The organism is Maribellus comscasis (assembly GCF_009762775.1).
GTDB lineage: Bacteria > Bacteroidota > Bacteroidia > Bacteroidales > Prolixibacteraceae > Draconibacterium > Draconibacterium comscasis.
The window spans coordinates 5,124,423-5,146,388 of record NZ_CP046401.1; the positions used below are offsets into that span (position 1 = coordinate 5,124,423).

Annotated in this window: 23 protein-coding genes; 14 read left to right on the top strand and 9 right to left on the bottom strand. The window is 37.4% G+C overall.

Annotated features, from left to right (window positions below; genetic code table 11):
* Positions 1-4 precede the first annotated feature (4 nt).
* Both GM418_RS20580 and GM418_RS20585 read left to right on the top strand, forming a co-directional pair.
* Complete coding sequence (locus tag GM418_RS20580; protein ID WP_158869113.1) at positions 5-475, top strand: CoA-binding protein; 471 nt, start codon at positions 5-7, stop codon at positions 473-475.
* Positions 476-530: 55 nt separating this feature from the next.
* Positions 531-953: an acyl-CoA thioesterase gene (locus tag GM418_RS20585; protein WP_158869114.1), complete on the top strand. Its 423-nt coding sequence runs from the start codon at positions 531-533 to the stop codon at positions 951-953.
* On the opposite strand, the gene GM418_RS20590 is transcribed toward GM418_RS20585, so the two are convergent.
* Positions 950-1,588 (bottom strand): YkgJ family cysteine cluster protein, encoded by a 639-nt coding sequence (locus GM418_RS20590; protein ID WP_158869115.1) that lies wholly within the window; start codon positions 1,586-1,588, stop codon positions 950-952. The two genes, GM418_RS20585 and GM418_RS20590, sit on opposite strands and share 4 nt — an antisense overlap.
* A 57-nt stretch (positions 1,589-1,645) precedes the next feature.
* Complete coding sequence (locus GM418_RS20595; protein WP_158869116.1) at positions 1,646-3,013, bottom strand: alanine/glycine:cation symporter family protein; 1,368 nt, start codon at positions 3,011-3,013, stop codon at positions 1,646-1,648.
* A gap of 116 nt (positions 3,014-3,129) precedes the next feature.
* Between GM418_RS20595 and GM418_RS20600 the strand changes: the two genes are divergently transcribed.
* From GM418_RS20600 to GM418_RS20630, 7 genes are all read left to right on the top strand, one after another.
* Positions 3,130-3,618 carry a hypothetical protein gene (locus GM418_RS20600; RefSeq protein WP_158869117.1) on the top strand — a complete coding sequence of 163 codons (489 nt, stop codon included), beginning with the start codon at positions 3,130-3,132 and terminating at the stop codon, positions 3,616-3,618.
* A gap of 4 nt (positions 3,619-3,622) precedes the next feature.
* Entirely contained in the window at positions 3,623-4,111 is a 489-nt protein-coding gene (locus GM418_RS20605; protein WP_158869118.1) for a hypothetical protein, read from the top strand.
* A 5-nt stretch (positions 4,112-4,116) separates the two neighbouring features.
* Positions 4,117-4,317, top strand: coding sequence for a helix-turn-helix transcriptional regulator (locus tag GM418_RS20610; protein WP_246222754.1), 201 nt, complete (start codon positions 4,117-4,119; stop codon positions 4,315-4,317).
* Positions 4,318-4,366: 49 nt separating this feature from the next.
* Positions 4,367-5,317 (top strand): response regulator transcription factor, encoded by a 951-nt coding sequence (locus GM418_RS20615; RefSeq protein ID WP_158869119.1) that lies wholly within the window; start codon positions 4,367-4,369, stop codon positions 5,315-5,317.
* A gap of 341 nt (positions 5,318-5,658) precedes the next feature.
* Positions 5,659-6,249, top strand: coding sequence for a bactofilin family protein (locus GM418_RS20620; protein ID WP_158869120.1), 591 nt, complete (start codon positions 5,659-5,661; stop codon positions 6,247-6,249).
* 10 nt (positions 6,250-6,259) lie between these two features.
* Complete coding sequence (locus GM418_RS20625; protein WP_158869121.1) at positions 6,260-7,312, top strand: ParM/StbA family protein; 1,053 nt, start codon at positions 6,260-6,262, stop codon at positions 7,310-7,312.
* Between the two features lie 307 nt (positions 7,313-7,619).
* A complete protein-coding gene (locus tag GM418_RS20630; protein ID WP_158869122.1) occupies positions 7,620-8,264 on the top strand; it encodes a DUF5714 domain-containing protein in 645 nt (214 codons plus the stop codon).
* Between the two features lie 11 nt (positions 8,265-8,275).
* Here GM418_RS20630 and GM418_RS20635 read toward each other — a convergent pair whose 3' ends face one another.
* The 6 genes from GM418_RS20635 to nuoE form a co-directional block, all read right to left on the bottom strand.
* A complete protein-coding gene (locus GM418_RS20635) occupies positions 8,276-9,109 on the bottom strand; it encodes an endonuclease/exonuclease/phosphatase family protein (protein WP_158869123.1) in 834 nt (277 codons plus the stop codon).
* The gene (locus GM418_RS20640) at positions 9,106-10,062 is read right to left on the bottom strand and encodes an alpha/beta hydrolase (protein ID WP_158869124.1); all 957 of its coding nucleotides are present in this window, start codon (positions 10,060-10,062) and stop codon (positions 9,106-9,108) included. The genes GM418_RS20635 and GM418_RS20640 overlap by 4 nt, the downstream gene beginning before the upstream one ends.
* 301 nt (positions 10,063-10,363) lie before the next feature.
* On the bottom strand, positions 10,364-10,855 hold the full coding sequence (locus GM418_RS20645) for a methylated-DNA--[protein]-cysteine S-methyltransferase (RefSeq protein WP_158869125.1): 492 nt from the start codon (positions 10,853-10,855) through the stop codon (positions 10,364-10,366).
* 52 nt (positions 10,856-10,907) lie between these two features.
* On the bottom strand, positions 10,908-12,698 hold the full coding sequence (locus GM418_RS20650) for an NADH-dependent [FeFe] hydrogenase, group A6 (protein ID WP_158869126.1): 1,791 nt from the start codon (positions 12,696-12,698) through the stop codon (positions 10,908-10,910).
* A 19-nt stretch (positions 12,699-12,717) separates the two neighbouring features.
* Positions 12,718-13,902: an NADH-ubiquinone oxidoreductase-F iron-sulfur binding region domain-containing protein gene (locus GM418_RS20655; protein ID WP_158869127.1), complete on the bottom strand. Its 1,185-nt coding sequence runs from the start codon at positions 13,900-13,902 to the stop codon at positions 12,718-12,720.
* A gap of 11 nt (positions 13,903-13,913) precedes the next feature.
* The gene (gene nuoE, locus GM418_RS20660; RefSeq protein WP_158869128.1) at positions 13,914-14,390 is read right to left on the bottom strand and encodes an NADH-quinone oxidoreductase subunit NuoE; all 477 of its coding nucleotides are present in this window, start codon (positions 14,388-14,390) and stop codon (positions 13,914-13,916) included.
* Positions 14,391-14,805: 415 nt separating this feature from the next.
* On the opposite strand from nuoE, the gene GM418_RS20665 reads away from it, so the two are divergent.
* Positions 14,806-15,207, top strand: coding sequence for a carboxypeptidase-like regulatory domain-containing protein (locus GM418_RS20665; protein WP_158869129.1), 402 nt, complete (start codon positions 14,806-14,808; stop codon positions 15,205-15,207).
* 6 nt (positions 15,208-15,213) lie between these two features.
* On the opposite strand, the gene GM418_RS20670 is transcribed toward GM418_RS20665, so the two are convergent.
* Positions 15,214-16,854, bottom strand: a complete 1,641-nt coding sequence (locus tag GM418_RS20670) for an alkaline phosphatase family protein (protein ID WP_158869130.1) — start codon at positions 16,852-16,854, stop codon at positions 15,214-15,216.
* A 208-nt stretch (positions 16,855-17,062) separates the two neighbouring features.
* Between GM418_RS20670 and GM418_RS20675 the strand changes: the two genes are divergently transcribed.
* The 4 genes from GM418_RS20675 (at position 17,063) to GM418_RS20690 (ending at position 21,905) form a co-directional block, all read left to right on the top strand.
* Positions 17,063-17,953: a hypothetical protein gene (locus tag GM418_RS20675; protein WP_158869131.1), complete on the top strand. Its 891-nt coding sequence runs from the start codon at positions 17,063-17,065 to the stop codon at positions 17,951-17,953.
* Positions 17,954-18,051: 98 nt separating this feature from the next.
* The gene (locus GM418_RS20680; RefSeq protein WP_158869132.1) at positions 18,052-18,540 is read left to right on the top strand and encodes an RNA polymerase sigma factor; all 489 of its coding nucleotides are present in this window, start codon (positions 18,052-18,054) and stop codon (positions 18,538-18,540) included.
* The gene (locus GM418_RS20685; protein WP_158869133.1) at positions 18,537-19,400 is read left to right on the top strand and encodes a FecR family protein; all 864 of its coding nucleotides are present in this window, start codon (positions 18,537-18,539) and stop codon (positions 19,398-19,400) included. Before GM418_RS20680 ends, GM418_RS20685 begins: the two co-directional genes overlap by 4 nt.
* A 3-nt stretch (positions 19,401-19,403) precedes the next feature.
* Positions 19,404-21,905 (top strand): TonB-dependent receptor, encoded by a 2,502-nt coding sequence (locus GM418_RS20690; RefSeq protein ID WP_158869134.1) that lies wholly within the window; start codon positions 19,404-19,406, stop codon positions 21,903-21,905.
* The last annotated feature ends 61 nt before the right edge of the window (positions 21,906-21,966 follow it).

Here is a 21,966-nt window from a genome sequence, read left to right on the forward strand (position 1 = left end):
CAGAATGACAACCTTGAATGAAATTAACAAGTTTCTCGGGCCAAAGAAAATGGCCATGGTAGGAGTTTCCCGTAATCCAAAGAAGTTTGGTGGGGCGATTTTTAAAGAGTTAAAAGAAAAGGGTTTTGATTTGTATCCCGTAAATCCCAATGCTGACGAGATTCAGGGAGTAAAGTGTTATAAGTCGGTGGAGGAGCTGCCTGACCACGTTACACACCTTTTTGTTGTAACCCCCAGGCAAGAAACTCTAAGCGTTGTAAATACAGCTTCCAGCAAAGGGATAAAAATGATTTGGATTCAACAGAAATCAGACACTCCCGAAGCTGTAAAAGCAGCAGCAGATGCCGGAATTCCGCTGATTTATAAAAAGTGTATCATGATGTTTGCAGATCCGGTTCAAAGTTTTCATAAGTTTCATCGTTTCTGGGTAAAAGCTTTTGGTGGTTATCCCAGAATGGTCCGTTCAGCAAACTGATGTAGAGAGAAGATCTCTCATTTTATCCGAAAAGACATTTGTAAAATTTTAGAGAATGGAAAACTACGATTTTGAATTGGAAATGCAGGTGCGCGATTATGAATGCGACATTCAGGGCATCGTTAATAATTCTGTTTATCAGAATTATTTGGAACATTGCCGGCATAAATTTCTCCACAAAGCAGGCCTCGATTTTGCTCAACTGCACAACGAGGGAATTGATGCAGTAGTTATTCGTGCTGAACTCGATTATAAATTTCCTCTTCGCCCGGCCGACGATTTTTTTGTTCGTTTAAAAATGGGGAAACAAGGTCGTTTGAGGGTTGTTTTTAAGCAACAGGTGATTCGAAAATCGGATGAAAAGTTAATGGTTGATGCTAAAATTACAACAGTTCTGACAAGAAATAATCGCCCAATTTTACCCGATATTCTGGAAGAGAAGTTTAAAGTAACTGGCGTGAAATTGGAAGAGTTTTAATCTAAAAGTTTTTCTTCTATCCTGAATTCTTCGGGTTTAAAACCTACAGTTTTTAAAGCTGATTTAAATCCTTCATTCATCATTCTTCCGGCCTGCATTGGAAAATCGAGCAGGGCAGGGAAGTTCTTTTTGTCGTTTGGAGTATTGTAAAATTTCAGGCAGGTTTTAAGGTTTGTCGACAAATAAATTCGACACGCCATCGGCCTCGCTTTATATGCAATACACATCCCATTTTCCAACAGAGGACAAGGGTGTTTGGAGTTAAGCAGCGCATCGTTTGTCAGGCTTTTTAATTTTTTTGCCTTACCACGAGCCCTTGCCTGGATATCTTTTTGTTTCCTGGTTTTTAAATTGGTTTTAATAAAAAAGTTTAAATAGTCCAGTTCATAGTTCATTGCAAAAACAGGTTGGTGACAACACCACTGACATCCTTTTTTGCAATCAATAGTAGTATTTTGCCGCTGAGAAAGTTCGGAAATTGATACTATCAATTCGTCAATTTGCTGATACATTTCTTCAATTGCCGAAAATAAAATTTCTTTTGAGTCAATACTTTCCGCTGCATTTATTGCAATTCGGTATCCATCGGAATAAAAAGCTCTTAGATATTCGTTAAAGGGTTGGTTCTTTTTCATTCTTGAAAGATTTGTGCTCCAATTTACACAATCTTTTTTCTAAAAAAAATATTAGTATTAAAATTCGTTCCTCTTCAGTCGGTCAAAGTAATCTTTGGCAGCCCTGCGTACATGTGGCGAAAGCAACAACGCTGAAATAACGGTTGGGAAAGCCATCAGCGCAAACGAAATATCGATGAGACCAATGATTACCCGCAGATTTGAAATGGCGCCAACAATAATAACAATTACAAAAATGTAGTTATAGATATAACCATATTTAGCACCGGCAACGAAGCCAAGGCATTTTGTTCCATAATAAGGAAAGGCAAACAGAGTCGACATTGCAAAAAAGGTAACACTGGTAGATAGAATGTATTTTCCGAAGGTGGGAATTGCCAGGTCAAAGGCATGAGCTGTTAACGAAATTCCGTCGGCAGAACTTTCAATCCATGAGTCGGTTATTATAATTGCCAGTGCAGTCATTGTGCAAATCAGAATGGTATCGATAATGGGCCCAAGCATGGCCACGAGTCCTTCTCGGATGGGCTCGCTTGTTTTTGCAGCTCCGTGTGCCATTGGGGCAGTTCCCAAACCAGCTTCGTTTGAGAAAGCGGCGCGCCGTACACCGGTAATTATTATCGCGCCAAGCGAGCCTCCCAGAACAGCATCACCTGTAAAAGCATCGTGAAAAATGGTTTTAAACGCCGGAATAATTTGCGATGGACTTGAAAAAATAATAAATAAAACAGTGGCTACATATACAGCAACCATAATTGGAACAACACGTCCGGTTACATTACCTATACGTTTTATTCCTCCTATAATTACTATGCCAACAATAACAGCAATGATGATTCCGGTAATTAAATCCGATTGAAAATTACCGCCGAGATTATTGGGAACCAATACAACGTCACGGATCATTTGGGTAAGCTGGTTGGCCTGGAAGAGAGGGGACACGCCAATCATTCCCATCAGGGAAAAGAAAATTGCCAGCGGTTTCCAGTTTTTTCCCAACCCTTCAGTAATAAAATACATGGGACCACCCTGAATTTCCCCATTTGAGTCTTTTCCGCGAAACATAACCGCCAGCGAACAAGTAAAAAATTTGGTGCTAACGCCGAGCAGCGCTGAAACCCACATCCAAAAGATAGCGCCGGGGCCACCCATTGTAATGGCTACAGCAACACCGCTTACATTTCCCATTCCAACGGTTCCGGCCAGAGCAGTTGAAAGTGCCTGGTAATGCCTTAATTGTCCCGGTTCGTTCGGGTCATCATATTTTCCGCTTAAAATTTTTAAGGCATGTGTGAAATAGCGTAAAGGAGCTAATCTGGAATAAATCAAAAAGTAGAAACCACCCCCTAAAAGCAAAATTAAAATGGGAGTTCCCCAAATAATGTTGGCTGTGTTTATAATGTATTCACCAATCTTTTCAAACATCGGGCTAAGAAAATGCAAATCATGTTAAAAAACAAATTGAAAAAAATGTAAAGGAAACTTGTCTTTTAGAGAAATGTAAAGTATGTTTGTCATATTGAAAAGTAAATTTTACAAAGATGAATATTTTACTACCCGTTTTAATCGGATATGTTATTCTGTATATTTCTTTTGGTCTTTATGTTTTACGGCCAATTCCTAACAGTTACGATCTACTAAAAATAAAAATAAGGTTTCTTCCTTCTTATATAAAATGGATTGGTCTGATTTTCATTGTCGGGGGATTTATTGCCGCTTTTGGTTTTAATGAATTTGAAGGATTTGTAAGAAAAAGAGAAGTCTTTTTTTATAATTTGAATACAGGATTGCTTTTTTTTGTTTTCTCGAAAGAACGTGATGAAGATGAGCTGTTTCTTCATTTACGAATGAAGGCATTGGTTGTAAGTTTTATAAACACAATTATCACAATAGGTATATTATATCCCTTAGTTTTTTTAAACAACGAAATAACAGACAGCTGGATCTTTGATTTTGGCTTTTTCCTGTTGATGCTTCTGGTTTATTACTTGTCATATTTTTATTACACAAAATACAAATCAAAAAAATAATTAAATGAATTTCTTTGATATTTTCCCATTTATACTGGCGGTAATTTTCATGTTTTTACTTGGTTGGCTTCTTCCAAAAACGGGCAAAACCTACGATGTATTAAAGATGCATCTGGATTTATTTCCGCACTGGTTTAAATGGATTGGGATTGTCTGGTTCGCAGTGGCTTTTACAGTATTTCTGTTTGTTTTTCATTTGAATAAATCAGGTTTAAACTTTTTGGTGCTAAACACAAATTTTTCGCTGTTCCTTTTTCTTTTTTCGCGGGAGAAAAGAGAGGATGAATTTTCAGAACAAATACGTTTAAAAGCCTTTGTTTATGCTTTTATTTCTTTTATAGGAGTAATTATAATTTACGGTGCTTTGCAGGAAAGTAGGTGGTGCGTTCCGGTAATTTTTAATGAATTTACTTTTGTTTTGGTATTTTTGGGAATCGCACTTATTTCATCGTTGATATATTTTTATATGAGTATATTTTATTCAAACAAATAGAAAATTTGAAAAATACCTTGAAAATAGAACGCGCCATCAAAAATTATACCCAGGAAGACTTGGCAAAAATCATTGGAGTTTCACGTCAAACCATTAATTCCATTGAAACCGGCAGGTATGTTCCTTCAACTGTTTTGGCATTAAAAATTTCTGCTGTTTTTGAGAAATCAGTTAATAAAATTTTCAGCTTGGAGGTTTCAGATTAATACTTTTTTCTATTTTTGTATTATAATCTGAATTCATTTAAACCTGAACATGCGTAAAATTCTAATAATCGAAGACGAAGCAGAATTGCTGGATGAGGTGGCTTGTATTTTAAAACATGAAGGATTTGATGTTTTTAAAGCCTCAGACGGTATTTCCGGTTTTGGTTTGGCCAAAGATAAAATTCCTGACCTGGTTTTGTGTGATGTGGTTTTGCCCCAAATGGATGGTTTTCATGTTATTAGGGAGTTTAAGAGACACGAGGTTCTTGCATCAAAACCTTTTATATTTATTTCTGCTCTGAGTGAGCGGCAAGAGCGGCGTAAAGGAATGGAAGAGGGAGCCGACGACTATTTAACAAAACCATTTACACGCGAAGAGCTCCTTAAAACAATTGATGTCCGCATTAACAGGTATGAACAAATGTATTCCGGTATTGAGGTCTTTTTTCAAAATCAAACCAATGAGTTGGGTGAATTGAAAGATGAGGTTAAAAGCAAAGAGCAAAGTTTAAAAAAAATATTAGTACAGCATAAAAATCTGCAGTTGCAACTGAAGGAGAAAGAAAATGAGTTGATGAAAGAGACTTTAAGGGGAGAGGAAAGTAAGAATATACTGAAAAAGCTGAATCTTATTGTTGAAAATGAATTATACAGACCAACAGGTACAAAGCATAAAAGTGATGTATTATTTAAAATGAAGAAATATTTGAATGATAAATCATTACTTTTAAATAATTGGGCGACATTTCAATTAAGATTTAATCATGTATATCCTGGTTTTACAGAAAAACTGACGGAAAGATTTGATGCGTTGACACAATATGATATTGTATTCATTTGTGCTACAAAAATGGGGATGAATACAAGTCAGATTGCTCACCTTTTTAATATTTCAGACGATAGTGTGAGAAAGAGCAGGTATCGGATTAAAAAGAAATTATGCTTAAAAAAAACAGATAATTTTGTTCAATTTACTCATTCTATCTTGTCCGACGAATAACATATCAATTTTTTCGTGTAGCACAAAACTTATCTTTTTATCGGGAAAAGTATTCAAAACTGCTTTTACAGGAACGTTTGCAGCTTATATTTTATATTCAAGAAAAAAGGTGCAGTTTTAGCTAAAAATTTTGTAATTTACTAAACATTGGTGCAATTTGTTGGTTGTATCCATTACTGAGACGTTTAAAATGGTAAATCTGAAAATATTGTACAAGCGTATTTTATTTTGTGTCCATAAAATGTCCATATTTTTAAAAGATTCGTTCAACATAATCTTGCCAACTTTGTAGAGTTAGGCTTGTGATTGTATTGAACTGGGGATAAAAATCTAAGAGAGTTATGTTAAAGTCAAGCAAAAGTAAAGAAAGTGGCAGGAGTAGTTTAACAGTCATAGGAGCAGGCACCAAACTGAAATGCCGGGTATCATCGGAAGATGATATAAGAGTGGATGGCGAGATAGAAGGTGAATTAGTTACAACAGGAAGAATAGTAATTGGAAAAACAGGCTATGTACGCGGATACATAAAAGCTGCGTTTGTTGTAATAGAGGGAAAAGCAAAAGGAGATTTTATTGCTGATAATGAATTTACTATAATCCCCGGAGGAGAAATGAGGGGGACAATAAAGACCAAGCATGTAAATATTAAAGAAAAGGCTTTTTTTGATGGGATGTGTTACATATTGGATGAATCTGACCCTAAGAACGATCAAAAGTTTGAAACTTCTGTCGAGTGGACGGATCAACAGATTAAATCGATTGAGGATAATGTAGTTAAATTGAATGGGAAAGATGTTTCATCAGACTTTTTGGAAAGCGTTTATGATTTTGATGAGGAAGACTCCTTAAATGATGAAGAAAAGTCTAAGGTGAATAAAAAGAGCAAACTTTCATTGCTAAATATGAAAATGAAACAGATAAGATCGATATAAAAATTAATTTATGGAAAAATCGTTTGTATTCCCAAGTGTATTAGAAGAAAATTACAGAGACTTCGAAAAAGTTGCCGATGAGTTTTTAGATGGTATTAGAATAACCGGTTTAAACGGGAAAGATTATATCGTAGGTAACCTTGCTTTGAAAGAAGGATTATCTCCTCATAAATTTCTAAATAGTTCTCCTGATGATGCTGATTATCAGTTGTTAGGGCTTACCGGTTTGTTAACTGCAACGCAGGGTACCTACTCGAATTTAATTGTTACCACAGGTTTCCCTTTTACAACCTATCAACCTTTTAAAGGGGCCGCTGCTGATTTTTTTAAAGGAAGCCACCAAATTAACTTTGATTCGCGTACCCTCGGGAGTCGCGGTGTAGAGAAAGTTGATTTTTCTATACCTGAAATTGATGTTATGACCGAAATTGAAGGATCGGTGAAATATATCAGAAATGGGGAGATAAAAGATAACGGCAACTTTATAATTGCAAGTATCGGTTATGGAACATTCGAAATTGCTTTGTCTCAGCCGGGTGGTTTGGTTTACAGAACAGCTCATAGTTCCAGTGGTATTGTTTATGCGATAAAGTTGTTGGAAAATGAACTGCAAAAAAAATATTATATAAATATTTTAACAGATCAGCAGTTGGAAAGGGCTTTTCAAAGAGGCAGCATTCTTATAAAGAGAAAAAGAGTAGATCTTTCTGAAATTAGAGATAAAGTGTTGGAAAGCTATTATAACGAGGTAATATCGCCGTCTATCAGACGTAATATTTTGGATGAGGATTTCTACGATGTCGATAAAATTTATCTGGTGGGAGGCGGTTCACTTTATCAGAAAATAGTAGAGCTTTTTAACAAAGAATTTGAAGATGTTTTAAAAGTTGAAGTAGTTCCTTCTCCAAATCTAACTGCCAGTAAAGGATATTGTATTCACTCGTTGGAATTGGCGAAGTCAAAGATGGGAGATCTTGGTCTGGAAAACAAGAGTAGTTTTACATGTGTAGGACTGGATTTAGGTAATAATAATACAGTGGTTACGGTCAACAACGATTTTTAGTATACGGCAATTATCCCCCGTAGTGTATTAAGATTGTCTTTTTGTGTTTTAAAGACAATCTTTTTTTGTGGCTTAAATCTTTTTTTCGAACAAAGAATTCTTTCTGGGCTTACCTTTTAGCAAAAGAGGTAACCTTATGGTAAAAGTGGTGCCATTGTGTAAAAAGCTGGTAAATGTAATTCGCTCTCTATGGATTTTTTCTGTTTATCTTGTTTTGTAAACAGAAAATGGATAGTTCCCGATAATAACGTGAATATTTGATTGTTTTATATTTTGTTTTCTAATATATTTCCTGTTAAATTTTTCTATGGACAAATGTGTATACTGTAATCAGAATAAGCCATGTGAGCTCTTTTTTTATGAGAAAGTTTTGGTATGTGGCGATTGCAGGAAGAAAGATACGTGGGACATAATTGAATCTTTTTGTTTGTCTTCATCCATCGATAATCCGCTTGAAATGGCAGAGATTCTAATGATGTTTCCCGACTTTAAGATGCACTGTCCGGAACACCATTATCTTGTCCCGGCAGTGCTTTTGGCCTCGTATAGCAAGGCTGTTCTGAAAGAGGAGAAGTTGGAATCCTGGTTGAAAATAGTTAGAAACAGAGCAGAGAAAGTTCCCGGGGCCTTTTGTGGAACACACGGCAGTTGTGGCGCAGCCGTAGGAACCGGCATTTTTGTGAGTTCAGTTACAGGAGCAACACCTTTGAGTTCGGAAGAATGGAGTTTATGCAATTCGATTGTAGGTCGTTCTCTTCTTGCAATGGCTCACTACGGCGGACCTCGATGCTGTAAACGCGTAACTTATATTGCCTTACAGGAAAGCGTAAAGTTTCTAAAGGAAAGAATGGCTGTAAAACTTCATATTCCGGAAAATATCGAATGCAGTTTCTTTCTGCAAAACGAAGAACAGTGCCTGAAAGAAGGATGTCCTTTTTATCCCAACAAATAGAATAGATAGATTTATTTTAACACTACTTTCGCAAATACCGGTAAGTGGTCGGATGGGAACCTGTGATTTGTGAATTCACTTAAAGCTGCATATTTTTTTACATCAATTTCACCATAAGTAAAAATATAATCAATCCTGTTTTCAAGCGGTGCATCAAGTTTAAATCCCTCGAACGTTCCAACCGGACCGTAGGGTGGTTCTTCTGACACTTCACGGCTGTCGTTTAAATATTTTTTAAGCAGCTGGATAGGTTCGGTATCAGGTGTTAGATTAAAATCTCCGGTTAAAATTACAGGCAAATTTTTATTCTGAACCATTTCCCGGATCTTTTGATAAATAAGCGAAGCGGAATTTTTGCGTGCTTCATTTCCTTTGTGATCAAAGTGTGTATTAAAAAACAGAAATTGTTTACCGGTTACTTTTGACTGAAATTTCCCCCAGGTTACAATCCTGTTTAGTGCAGCATCCCATCCTTTGCTCGGTTTTTCTGGTGTTTCCGAAAGCCAGAACGTACCTTTTTTAAGCAAGATAAATTTTTTAGGATTATAAAAAACAGGAGAAAACTCTCCTCCTTTTATACCATCGTCACGCCCAACCCCAAACCATTCGTATTCCGGAAGTTGTGCCTTTAAATCTTCTATCTGCCCAACAAGAGCTTCCTGCATACCAAAAATATCAGCCTCGTGAAAGCGGATCAGTCCACTTACCATTTCAATTCGGTTTGGCCAGGCGTTTTCTCCGTCGTTGGGTGTATTGTACCTGATATTGAAACTTATGATATTCATTTGTTGAGCAAAAATTGTGGCAGGCAACAACAATAATATGATTAAGATTTGTTTTTTCATTCTTCACAAAAATTATAAGGTTGATATTTAGCGATATCTTGTTTCCCTTCAACAACTGTGTTTCGGCTTTCTGTTTTGCCTTTTATGACATAATTGTAGCAAAAGTCGGTAATTACATTTAAATATTCTTTCATAGGTTTATTGGCCATTTCATGACCGGCGCCGCATGATGTATGTAACCAATACGGCACCTCAAGTTGGTCGAGTTTTTGGGTAATAGTATACGAACCATGAAGAATTAGATATCCCGGGCTTCCTTCCTTACAATAATGATGAGGCGCAGTTGCATAAGGAACCAGGTTATCATCAGTACCGTGAAACAAAAGCGAAGGGACAGCAGACTCTTCGTAAATTACGGTAGTATCGGGAATTGCCCCGGCCATTCCAATTACCCCGGCATAAGAAACAGGGCCAGAATCGAGTCCGTAACAATAAGGTGGCTGATAAGCTGTATTTAATACGGTTTCCGCACCTGCACTGCTGCCTGCAATTATTATTTTTTGGGGATCAATGCCAAACTCAAACCGGTTTTGAATCAGAAAAAAAGTGGCATCCTGCAAATCTTCTACTGCTGCATAAAACGTATTTATTTTATCCTCTGCCGGACAATCGCATCCAAAGCCTCCTTCTTTATCTTTTCTTGTGAGCCGGTAAGAGATGGATGCAGTAACGTAACCATATTTTGCCAGCTCTGAACAAAATTTTTGAATATCTTCGCTGTCTCTCTGACCTACCCGGAAACCCCCGCCATGGACGTAAATTATTGTAGCGCGTTCTGTTTCTGCATCATATTCCGGCAGATAAATATCCATATCCAGATTTTCACCGTCTTTTGATGTATAAGTCAGGGTTTGTACAGAAACTTCATCGGAAATTAATTCCTGATACCTTTCCTGAGCTATAATTGTGGTTGTTGAAAACAGAATGAGAAATAACGGGATTACACGTTTCATTTTTTCTTATTTTTTTGCGAATATAAAATTAATGTTGCAAAGTAAATAAAAAAAGATGGAACCTGAATTTTCAGATTCCATCAAAATACCCCGTTTAAATGAATCGGTGACGCAAGTTGAGCCCGCCGTACAATCTATCTTCCGAAATGTTTTTATTTCTAAATTATATTTTGCGTAAGTCAAAAAATAAACCAATAAATTTATTTTACTGAAAATCAAATTGTTGTGTTGTTGTAGTTATGTTTGAGATGATTCAAAATGGGATAAAAATTCTAGAATATGGGTAGAATTTAATGGAATTTTAAAACAATAAATGGGTGTTTTTTGATAAAATCAGCTCATGACGAAGCAGCCATCGTTTTCGTTCAATTCCACCGGCATAGCCTGTTAATTTTCCATTGGAACCAATAATTCGGTGGCAGGGAATGACGATTGGAATTGGATTTTTTCCGTTAGCCAGACCAACTGCTCTTGTATTTTTTTCAGAACCTGATTTTTTTGCAATATCGAGATATGATGTTGTTTCACCAAACGAAACTTTTTGTACAAGGTTCCATACCTTTTGCTGAAACTCAGTACCTTTGGGTTTAAGTTTTAGTTGAAATTCTTCACGTTTACCCTCAAAATATTCAGTGAGTTGTTTTTTGGTTTTAATGAGTATTCCGGGTAAGTCATTGTCTGACGGTTTTTGAGCGTCTTTAAACTCAACACTCAGCAGAAAAACAGAGTCCGATGTCAGTTTTAGCCAGCCAACAGGCGACTCCAAAAATGTAATATATAATTTCTCTTCCATAAAAAATCCGATATCAAAGATACCGGATTTTTTGACTTGTGGTTATCGATTTTTAATAACGTTCCCGTTTTGTATATTTGGTATGAAGCAAATGATGGGAAACTTCTCCGAGCGGTTCCTTTAAGAAATCGCGATAAAGCTTTTGTACTTCCGGGTTTTCATGCGATTTTCGAAGAGCTAATTCACTGTCCTCGGTATAAATTGCTTCTGCGCGTTTTTTGCGAATTTCCGGATTTGTAGGAATAGGTTGTCCGCCACCTCCCAGACAACCACCGGGACAAGCCATAAATTCAATAAAATGATAGTCTGCTTTCCCCGATTTTACAGAATCCATAACTGTTTTTGCATTTACAAGCCCATGTGCAATGGCGCATTTTAATTCAACACCGTCAAGAAAAGCCCATTCTTTTAACGGATTTTCAATTTTTACAGAGGCTTCTCTCACTCCTTCCATCCCCCGAACAGGAGTAATGTCCAGGTTTTTAAACGGGACCTCACGCCCGGTTACAATTTCATATGCTGTCCTCAAAGCGGCTTCCATAACTCCGCCTGTTGCTCCGAAGATCACAGCCGCACCGGTTGACTCACCCATTAATCTGTCATATTTTACGGGTTTCAGTTTGTTAAAATCTAACCCCGCCTGTTTAATTAAAATTGCCAATTCGCGGGTGGTTAAAACATAATCTACATCCCGATAACCGCTGTCGTGCATTTCCGGACGGTATGCTTCAAATTTTTTAGCCGTACAAGGCATAATGGAAACCGAAACAATATTTTCCGGTTCCAGATTTCTTGCCTTGGCGTAATATGTTTTAACCAGGGCGCCAAACATTTGTTGAGGAGATTTACATGTAGAAAGGTGCTCTAAATGTTCGGGATACATGTGTTCTATATATTTTATCCAACCTGGTGAACACGATGTTGCCATAGGAAGACTTACACTTTCGTCTTTGTCGACCAAGGCTTTTTTTAACCGGGTTAATAATTCTGTTCCTTCCTCCATAATTGTGAGGTCAGCTGTGAAGTCAGTATCAAGAACGGAATCAAAACCTAACCTTTTGAGCGCTGCGACCATTTGTCCGGTAACACGCGAACCTGGCTCCAGCCCCAGTTCTTCACCCAAACCCACACGGACAGCCGGAGCTGTTTGAACTACAACGTGTTTATTCGGATTTGCAATTGCTTCCCAAACTTCTTCAATATAATTTTTTTCAACCAATGCACCGGTTGGGCAGTGGTTTACACATTGTCCGCAATTGGTGCAAACAACGTCACGCATAGCTTTTTCAAAGAAGGTGGTTATTTTCATTTTGTCTCCTTTGTGAGCTACTGTCAGAGCGTTTACTCCCTGTAATTCAGCACATGTGCGAACGCACCGCTGGCAACGAATACATTTACTATCGTCTTTTATAATTGACGGAGAAAACATATCGATAGTATAGTTCTTTAAAGGCACCAACTCCAGAAAATCCTGTGTCATTATTTTATATTCAGAAGCGAGTTCCTGCAACTCGCAGTTGCCATTTCTGTAACATTTGGTACAATCGGCATTGTGCTCTGCCAATAAAAGTTCAATAATGTGTTTTCTTGAATTTCGTACTTTTAAACTGTTGGTGAGAATTTCCATCCCTTCTTCAACTGGTGTAGCGCAAGCTGCCGAAAGTCGGTTTTGTCCAACTACTTCAACAACACAAACCCTGCAGTTTCCCGCTACGCATAAATCTTTGTGGTAGCACAACGTTGGGATTTTGATCCCTTGTTCATCTGCCGCCTCAAGTATAGTTTTCCCTTTTGCAATTTCAACTGGAAAACCGTTAATGGATATATTTAATTTGTTTGCCATTTTTTTAATTTTCGATGGGTTAGTAAATCATTTCTTCGCGGAAGTTCTCAACAATAGAGGAGAAGGAATTTGCCACCGACTGCCCCAAACCACATTTAGCGGTTAATTGCATCGTTTCCGTCAGCCGCAATAGTTTGTCGAGATACGATGCGGGTTTGTCACCTCTTTTTACTGCTTTGATGCCAAGCAGCAATTGCTGACATCCCACCCTGCACGGAGTACATTGTCCGCAACACTCTTCACGGAAGAATTCAAGATAATTATCGAGAACATTAAACATTGAACGCGAACTGTTGAAAAGCATCATAGAACCTCCGGTAGGAAGTGATATACCTGTGAGTTTTCCTTTGAAGCCAATGGCCGCATCTTTGAACTTTTTACGTGGAACAAGAAAACCGGAAGCTCCTCCCACCTGAACGGCTTTGGTATCTCCATCGCCAAATTCATAAACAAAGTCCTGAAGGCTCATTCCCAACTCAAGTTCATAAATACCGGGTTTGGGAGTATCTCCCGAAACAGAAAACAGTTTTGTTCCACGGGAATATTGAACGCCCAAATCATAGAATTTTTTGGCTCCGTATTTAAAAATGGTAAACGTGTGGACCAAGGTTTCAACATTATTTATTACAGTTGGCGAGCCGTTAAAACCTGCTTGTGTTGGAAATGGTGGCTTATTGCGTGGTTCACCTCGTTTCCCTTCGAGCGACTCCATTAAAGCAGTTTCTTCGCCACAAATATAGGCTCCGCTGCCCATAAACACTTTTATTTTGAAATCAAGGTTTATTTCCTTGCAGTAATATTCAAATTCTGCAATTTCTTTGTTTAGCTCTTCTTCCAGAAATTTATATTCACCCCTGAGGTAAATAAAACCTTCCTTTGCGCCAGTAACATAACCACAAACGGCCATTGCCGTGAGAACTTTATAAGGAACTTTTGACAGAATCTCCCTGTCTTTAAATGTTCCCGGTTCTCCTTCATCAGCGTTACATATTACATACTTCTTTTCAGCTTTTGCTTCCGATGTGAGTTTCCATTTTAGTCCGGTTGGGAACCCTGCACCGCCACGTCCCTTTAACTCTGAACTGATAAGCTCATTTATTAGCTCCTGAGGTTTCTTTTTGATGGTAGTTGAGAGAACTTTTTCCCAGTCATTTTCATTTCTGAAAATAAAATCTACCCTTTTTAATTGATACGAATTTGCCATTTTCCCTTTTTTTAAATTGAACCGTTTTGTTTCATATAATCCGAAAGAATTTCTCTAACCTTCTCAGGTGTGAGTTCAGTGTAAACTTCGTTGTTGATCATCATAGCCGGCGCTTTGTGGCACCAGCCGAGGCAGTTCGTTTCCAAAAGAGTAAAACGATTATCGGGAGTCGTTTCTCCCAGCTTAATCTTTAACATGTCCTGAATGGCAAAAAGTACCTGGCTTTTCCCTTTCATTGCACACGTAATGGTTTTACACACCCGAATGGTGTACTTTCCTGTCGGCTTGGTTTCAAGAAAAGAATAGAATGTAGCCGTTCCGTAGACCTCAGAAGCAGGAATATCCATTTCGCGGGCAATCTCTACCATGGAGTATTCTGACAGAAAATTTTCGCGCTCAATTACCCCTTGCATTATCGGGAGAAGATTTTCCCGTTGTCTTCCATATTGGTCGGCTAAATTTTGAATTAAAGACTTTATGGGATCCATAAAAATAATTTAAGTTATTAATCAGTTTATTAGTTGTTTTTATTGTTAAATAGAGCGCCAGTTAAGGCTTGGTCAATCGTTCTTTTTTATTCTCTCAATAAAGAAATTTTTCTCTATTTGTAGAAACAAAAGTAAACAGATGTTTATTAATAAACGAGAATAATGTTGCTTAACATTGCTGTTGTTCAGCATGATTCTGTTTCTGTAAAACAATAAAAATTTAAATAACTTATTTTACATGATATTTGTCAAATTTGATGCGCCTTCAAAATAGACCCTGAAAAAGAAAAATTTGTTATTTAGACTTAATTAATATAATGTTTTTTTAACATTAAATTCATGTTTGAAGCAACCATTTTGGTGTCTTTTTGTCTATATTCATAGAGCCATAAAAACAGTAAACAATGTATTATTCATGAAAGCAATTTTAAAACTTCCATTTGTATTTTTATTTGGGCTTTTCCCGCTTATAGGGAACGCTCAGTACATCACCATTTCAGGTTATATTACCGATTTTTTAACAGGAGGTGCGATCGAAAATGCCACTGTATTTGAAAAGAGTTCGGGTATTGGAACGATTACCGATAAGGACGGGTTTTATAAACTAGTTTTAAGGCCGGGGAAGATGAATATAACTTTTTCAGATAATGGTTTTGAAGCCTTTGTTCAGAAATTAACAGTAACCAATGACACGACTTTAATGATTCAGTTAAAGTCGGAAAAATGGGTAAAGGAGCATGAAAAAGCAGAGGCTGATCTTCAAACCGGTATCGGAGATAAAAAGACTCCTGAACGAAAAAAGTTTTGGTTTTTCTAAAAATTTTTACTTAGCTAGTTCTTTTATCGCTTTTCCCTGGCATTTGTCTGGCAGTGGAATATCTAAGAGCGTTGCTAATGTTGGAACCAAATCCACCGCAAAATATTTTTCGTTGATATTCATCGGCTGAATCTTTGCACCGTAAAATACGAGCGGTATATGGGATTGGTCTGTGTAATTTACTTTTTTGTATTTGTAACTCGGTTGCCATCCTTCTTTCAAAACATATAAAAAGTCTCCGGATCGGCCTTTAGAATAGGATTTGTAAAGTGGGGCAAGTAAGCCATTTGCTGAACTTCCCTGTTCCAGTTGATAGGCAGGTAAAGCAACCTGAACTCCTTCAAACTGGTTAATAAAATTGGAGGTTACATCCCGCATATCATTTAGGTCGAGTTTATTTTTCTCAATTAAATCGTGATCAAGATATACCTGTAAATCAGTATAATGTTCAATCCACTTTGCTTCGCCGTATGCGATATTTAAATAGGATGTGAGCAGGGCGATAGCGCTTTCAGGCATAAAATTATCAACAGGAAGATTAAATTCTTCTTTTAAATAATTTACCGGGTACGAAGTTGAAGTATTGGCCGTCAGGAAAAATAAAACATTATTTTTCCCGTATTTTTTTTCAACGGCACTTACCAATTCTCCTATGTATTGGTCAAGATAAAGATAAGTGTCTTCCATTTCAACAGAAGCAGGTCCAAACGAAACATTTTCATAGTCCATCGACGAAAAGACCACCGATACAAAATCGGTTGCGTTATCGCTTCCAATATCTTCATTTTCCATCAGCCTCAGTGTAAAATCTTTAACAATAAGGTTGGCATATGGTGTTGTTTTTAAAGGGCGGAAATCTTCTGAACGTTTTATATATTTACTAATGGTATGTGGAAAAGTATTCCATTTATCATAGTACCCTTTTTCAAGAATATAATCGTCTGCAACACTTTCGTTGTACGAGGTTTCCGGAAGTAAGGTCGTCCAGTTCCGGTAACTGTACATTTCCGGTTGATTTTCGCTGTTGTAAATACGAACCCAATCGGGAAAGGTACTAACATAAAAAGAACTTGAAATCATACGTCCCGATTCCACATCAAACCAGTAAGCAGCGTCTGCTGAATGTCCTGCCGAAAAAATAGCTGATTCTCTGTTCATCGCCACGCTGAATACCTTTGATTTGCCAAGAGTAAGGATTTTCAGATTATCGGTTATCGTATTTGAAAGCAATTTCACTGGCGATGCATTTCCTGCATCGGTGTCAGCGCCAACAGTAAAATAGTAGTCATCTTCTGTGCAGTCCAATTCTTTTTCCTTTAGCCTGTCGTACCATGTTTTGTCAATAATGCCATGTATGGAAGGATTTACACCTGTATAGAGGGTGGCTGTTCCGCTTGCATAACTCTGAATGTGTTGAGTGATATTTATATTCGAACAAACAGCGCCTTGTGTGTAAAGTTTTTTAAAACCGTTGCTCTGGAATTTGTTCCAGTAACGCTGAATATAATCGGGGCGCATATTTTCAACCACAATCCCTACAACCACTTTGGGTTGACCCTGAGCCCCTGTTGTGGATTGAGCCTTTAACGGATTTGCAATCCAACTGGTAATTAGCAAAACAAAAATTACAACCGCTCCTTGTTTCATAATGTTAAAATTTGGCTGCCTAAAGTAGTAAAAGTTCAAACTCTAAACAAAGAAAACGAAGAATCATAAAAAATATTCTTCTTTGTAATATCCTATATATTAGTCTTTTAGTAAAATATTATTTTTTTATCCTAAAAAATATTTTTTTGAGGTAGGGTAGAGTGTCTTTTATGCGGAGTACATAAAAAATAACTTAAAATTTATTGTCATGAAAAAAATTTTTGGATTTGGAATTTTATTACTTGGTGTTGTTTTATTTTCATGTCAGAATAATGACAAGCAGGGCGGTCAATTAACCAGTGAAGAGTTGTCTGAAAAATCAGCTCAGATTGCAATGGATGAAATTGCCATGGAGAGTGCTACAACAGAACTCGACTATGAAGTTGATTTTTATGCCAATGCAGAATTTGTGTTGTCTCAGTGGATGGGAATGGGCAAACACTGGGGCTGGATGAATGGATTGCGTTACAAGTACAATCACTGCCCTGATTTAACTATTGAAAATGAAGACGGAGGTTATCCCAAAACCATTACACTTGATTATGGCGATAGTACGGTTTTACGGAGTGGAAAAGTGTTAAGCGGTGTGGTGATAATTGAAATATCGGGGCCCCGGTTGGATAAGGATTATACCCGGTTTATAACTTACGAAGATTTTGGAGTCGATTCATTGGTCGTTAATGGAACTGCACAAGTAACCGTCGACCGTGAAAACAGTGTTTTCAGAACATTTACCAGCGATCTTGTATTTCTACTTGCTGACGGAACTTCCATTAATCGTACATCGGTTCGGGAGTGGGAGTGGATTGAAGGAATAGATTCCGAAATGGATCAAACCGACGATATGGTGCAAATTACAGGGTATACAAATGCGACTACTTCCGAAGGCGACGAATACATGAAAGAGATAATAGAACCGCTTATCAGGACACGCAATTGCCGTTTTATTGTGCAGGGAGTTGTTGAAATAACTTTAAATGGAGAATTGATCTCATCGCTTGACTACGGCGACGGAGAATGTAATGATGTTGCTATTTTAACGCAGGACGGAGAAACTGCTGAAGTGGATTTGTCAGTAAGGAAATGCAGGTTCAAATAGATTGGAGTAATAAAAAGTCTCAGCTTTTAAAAGGGCCGGGGCTTTTCTTTTTTTGATTCGTAACCTATCTTTGATTCGTTGTTTGAAAATTAGTTACATTGACCCAGGAAGAATTTAAGTATCTGTTTGAAATGCATTTTGCAGCAATTCGCAATTATGTATTTTATCGTTCAGGAAATACTGAGGTAGCTACTGATATTGCCCAGGAAACTTTCCTGAAGGTATGGGAAAAACAACAAACTGTGCAACCTGAGTCAGTAAAAGGTCTTCTTTATAAAATTGCCGGCGACCTGTTTATTTCGTATTACCGAAAAGAGAAACGTTCATTTCATTTTTTTAATCATTTTGTTTTTGATGAAAATGGACAGACTCCGGAAGATCTCTTCGCTTTTGAGCAATTAAAAGGAAATTATAAAAGAGCACTTGAAAAATTACCGGAGAAACAACGAACTGTTTTTTTGATGAGCAGGGCCGAGAACCTGAAATATAAAGAAATCGCTGAAATACTGGGGATAAGTGTAAAAGCAGTTGAAAAGCGAATGAAGTACGCCTTAAAATATTTACGCACTTTTTTAAATCACGAATGAATGACAAAAATATACATAGCACCTATTTAGAAAAAGAACATTCTACTTTTTTTTCAAAAGGGAAAATTAAATGGGAAAAAACAGAGGCAGAAGTGTGGGCAGAACTTTCAGACAAAATTGTTGAAAAACCGTCAGGGAGGGAAATAGTTTTAATTCCCGGGGTTTTAAAGTATGTGGCGGCGGCTGTACTCTTTTTTGCTGTTGTTTTGGGGGCTATCGCTTTTTTTTATCAGAAGACAGTTGTTTGTAATCCCGGCGAGCATCTTACTGTTCAGCTGCCCGATGAGTCAGTTGTGCAGTTAAATGCAGAGTCAGGAATAAAATACTACCCCTTAAAATGGAGATTTGGACGAAAGGTATTTCTGAAAGGCGAAGCTTTTTTTAAAGTAGAAACAGGAAAGAAGTTTAGTGTTATTTCTCCGGAAGGAGCAACCGAAGTATTGGGAACCAGTTTTAATATTTACTCCAGGGACGAAAAATACAGGGTAGCCTGTTTAACTGGTCGCGTAAAAGTTATTACAAACGAAAAAAAGTCGGTAATACTTGAACCGGGTTCAAAAACAGAGCTAAAAAAAGGTGAGCTTATTTTGCAGAAAAATCACAACGTTGAGAATATAATCAGCTGGACAAACAATCAATTCTTTTTTGCCGGAACCCCTCTCAGGGAAGTGATTGACGAGATTGAAAGACAATACGGTGTTACCATTAGAATTCAGAGAGAATTAGATAAACGGAATTTTGCGGGTAACTTTCCTAAAAAATATAATGTGGAAGAGGTATTGGATTTTGTTTGTACGGCGATGCAGATTAATTTCGTAAAACAATCAGAAAATGTATTTCTGGTGATGGAAAACAGTTAATAGGTGAAAAGTGGAATACTTTTAGTTTTTGTCTTGTGTTTTTATTTTCAGGTCTTTGGCCAACAATCTGAATCTGTTGAAATTGATGTAACCAAAACTCCTTTGGATGAAGTTCTTATTCACTTAAAGGAGAATTATGGTTTTCAGTTTGCATTTGATAAAGATTTGTTGTCGCAATTTGTTGTCTCTGTTCGCGACAATTTTTCCTCAAAAGAAGAAACACTTGCGGGTTTATTAAAAGGTTTGCCTCTTACTTTTAAAAAATCGGGAGAAGTTTTTTTGATTATTCCCAAAAATAGTTTTCAGGAAGTTCGTCGCCAAAAGACAACCCAAATTTCAGGTCAGGTAGTTGAAGCTCGTTCTTACGAGCCGTTGCCATTTTCATACATCCTAATAAATAACCGGTCAATTCAATCCGACCAACAGGGAAATTTCACTTATCTGGCTTCAGCTGATACCTCGTTTAATGTACGAATTTCACATCTGGGCTATTTTTTATACGATACACTTGTTTCAGGTAATCTGATACAGCAATTTCCACTTACTCCGCGTTTTACCGCGATCAAAGAAGTTCAGGTGGAAGGCAATCCGATTGAACGTTCAACATTGATCGGAGACCAACCCGGAAAAATAAAAATTAACCACAGGATTGCGCCGGTTCTTCCGGGATATGGGGATAATTCTGTTTTTAATATGTTACGTCTTATGCCCGGAGTTTTGGCTGCCGGAGAACAATCTTCCGATTTACTGATTTGGGGGGCTTATGAAAGCCATAGTAAAATTCAATTTGACGGATTTACGATTTTCGGACTAAAAAACTTTAACGATGATATTGGCGTTGTAAATCCGCTGGTGTTAAAAGATATGGAAGTTTTTAAAGGAGGTTACGAAGCAAAATACGGCGATCAGGTTGGCGGAATTGTAAATATAACCGGTAAAAAAGGGAGTTTACAAAAGCCTTCTTTTACATTCAATATAAATAATACAACTTTAAATTCGCTGGTTGAACTGCCTGTTTCCAAAAAATCATCGTTTCTGGCTGCCTACCGGCAAACTTTTTATGAATTGTATGATCCGTCGGAGATAGAACTATATAACAGGAGAGGAAATAATACGTTTGATGCCACCGTTTATCCCGACTATAATTTTCGAGACGGAAATCTGAAATATAATTTTCAGGATAAAAGAATAGGTGCGGAATTAAGTTTATACGGCGGTGGAGACAGATATGCATATAACCTGGAAAGAGATTATGGAAATAATAAGATTACCCGGGATGAAGAAGAAAAAAATCGGCAATGGGGAGGTGCGTTTACGTTTTCAGCAAAAGACAAAAAGGGGAATACAGGAAAAATAAAAATTGCCGCATCATCTCTTTCCAATGCATCAAACGAAGAAAACAAAATAGTAAATAACAGGAATGGAAGGGAAAATATTACCAAATCAGGAGTTGGGGAAAACAGCGTAAATCAAGTCTCGCTGCTGGCTGAAAGCCGCTGGAATTTTCACAGGGGGAATTATCTGGAATCCGCACTGGGCTTGGAATCGAATAGTGTCCGTGTTTTGCGGCAGTCGTTTGATGCGGAATTAATTGACACAGATATCCGTTTAACCAGAATGTTTTTTTATCTGCAGGACTACTGGCCGGTAAATGATTTTTTTGAATTAAAGACAGGTGTCCGGCTTAATTACGCTTTCAAAATTCAGAAGTTTTATCCCGAGCCGCGGGTGGCAGTGGCTGCAAAACTTTCGCCACAATTAAAATTAAATGTAGCCTGGGGCTTGTATCACCAGTTTCTGGCAAAAACCACACTTGTTGACAGCAGTATGAATTATTATTATTTCTGGGCCAATTCCGACGATAAAGATATTCCCGTTCTTTCAGGGGAACATTGGGTTGCAGGTATTTCATACGATTATAAGGGATTTACAGCGAGTGCTGAAGGTTTTTACAAAACAACAAACGGTTTATCGCGCTTTATAAACGGCATCGGTGTATTGGAAAGCGGATTTTATTCCGGAGAAGCGCGAAGTTACGGCGTTGATTTTTTTCTGAAAAAGGAATACAAAAAGCATACGGCCTGGATAAGTTACACGCTTAGTAAAACTGAAGAACACTTCCCTTTTTATATTCGCGATTACTACCGTCCGGCCCCGCAGGATCAGCGACACGAGTTGAAATTTGCAGGAGTGGCCAACTATAAATCGTTTTATTTTTCAGCCAATTATGTGTATGGTTCGGGATTCGAGCGTTTCATATTCGAAAACACTGATGGAGTGGAATATATCCCTGTATATAACCGTCTTGATATAGCTGTAATCTATAATTTCAAACCTGGAAAAGTAAAAAGTCAAATCGGACTTTCGGTTTTAAATGTTTTAAATTCAGAAAATATCAAACTGGCAAATATCCGGCGAATTGCTACCGATACCGAAAATCCCCTGGATGTAAATACTGAAGCTGTTCCGTTTACACCTACGCTGTTTCTGAAAGTTATGTTTTAAATTTAAACGTTTGGTGGAGAACAAATCGTTTTTATTCTTTCAGTAATATATTTCTCTCTTT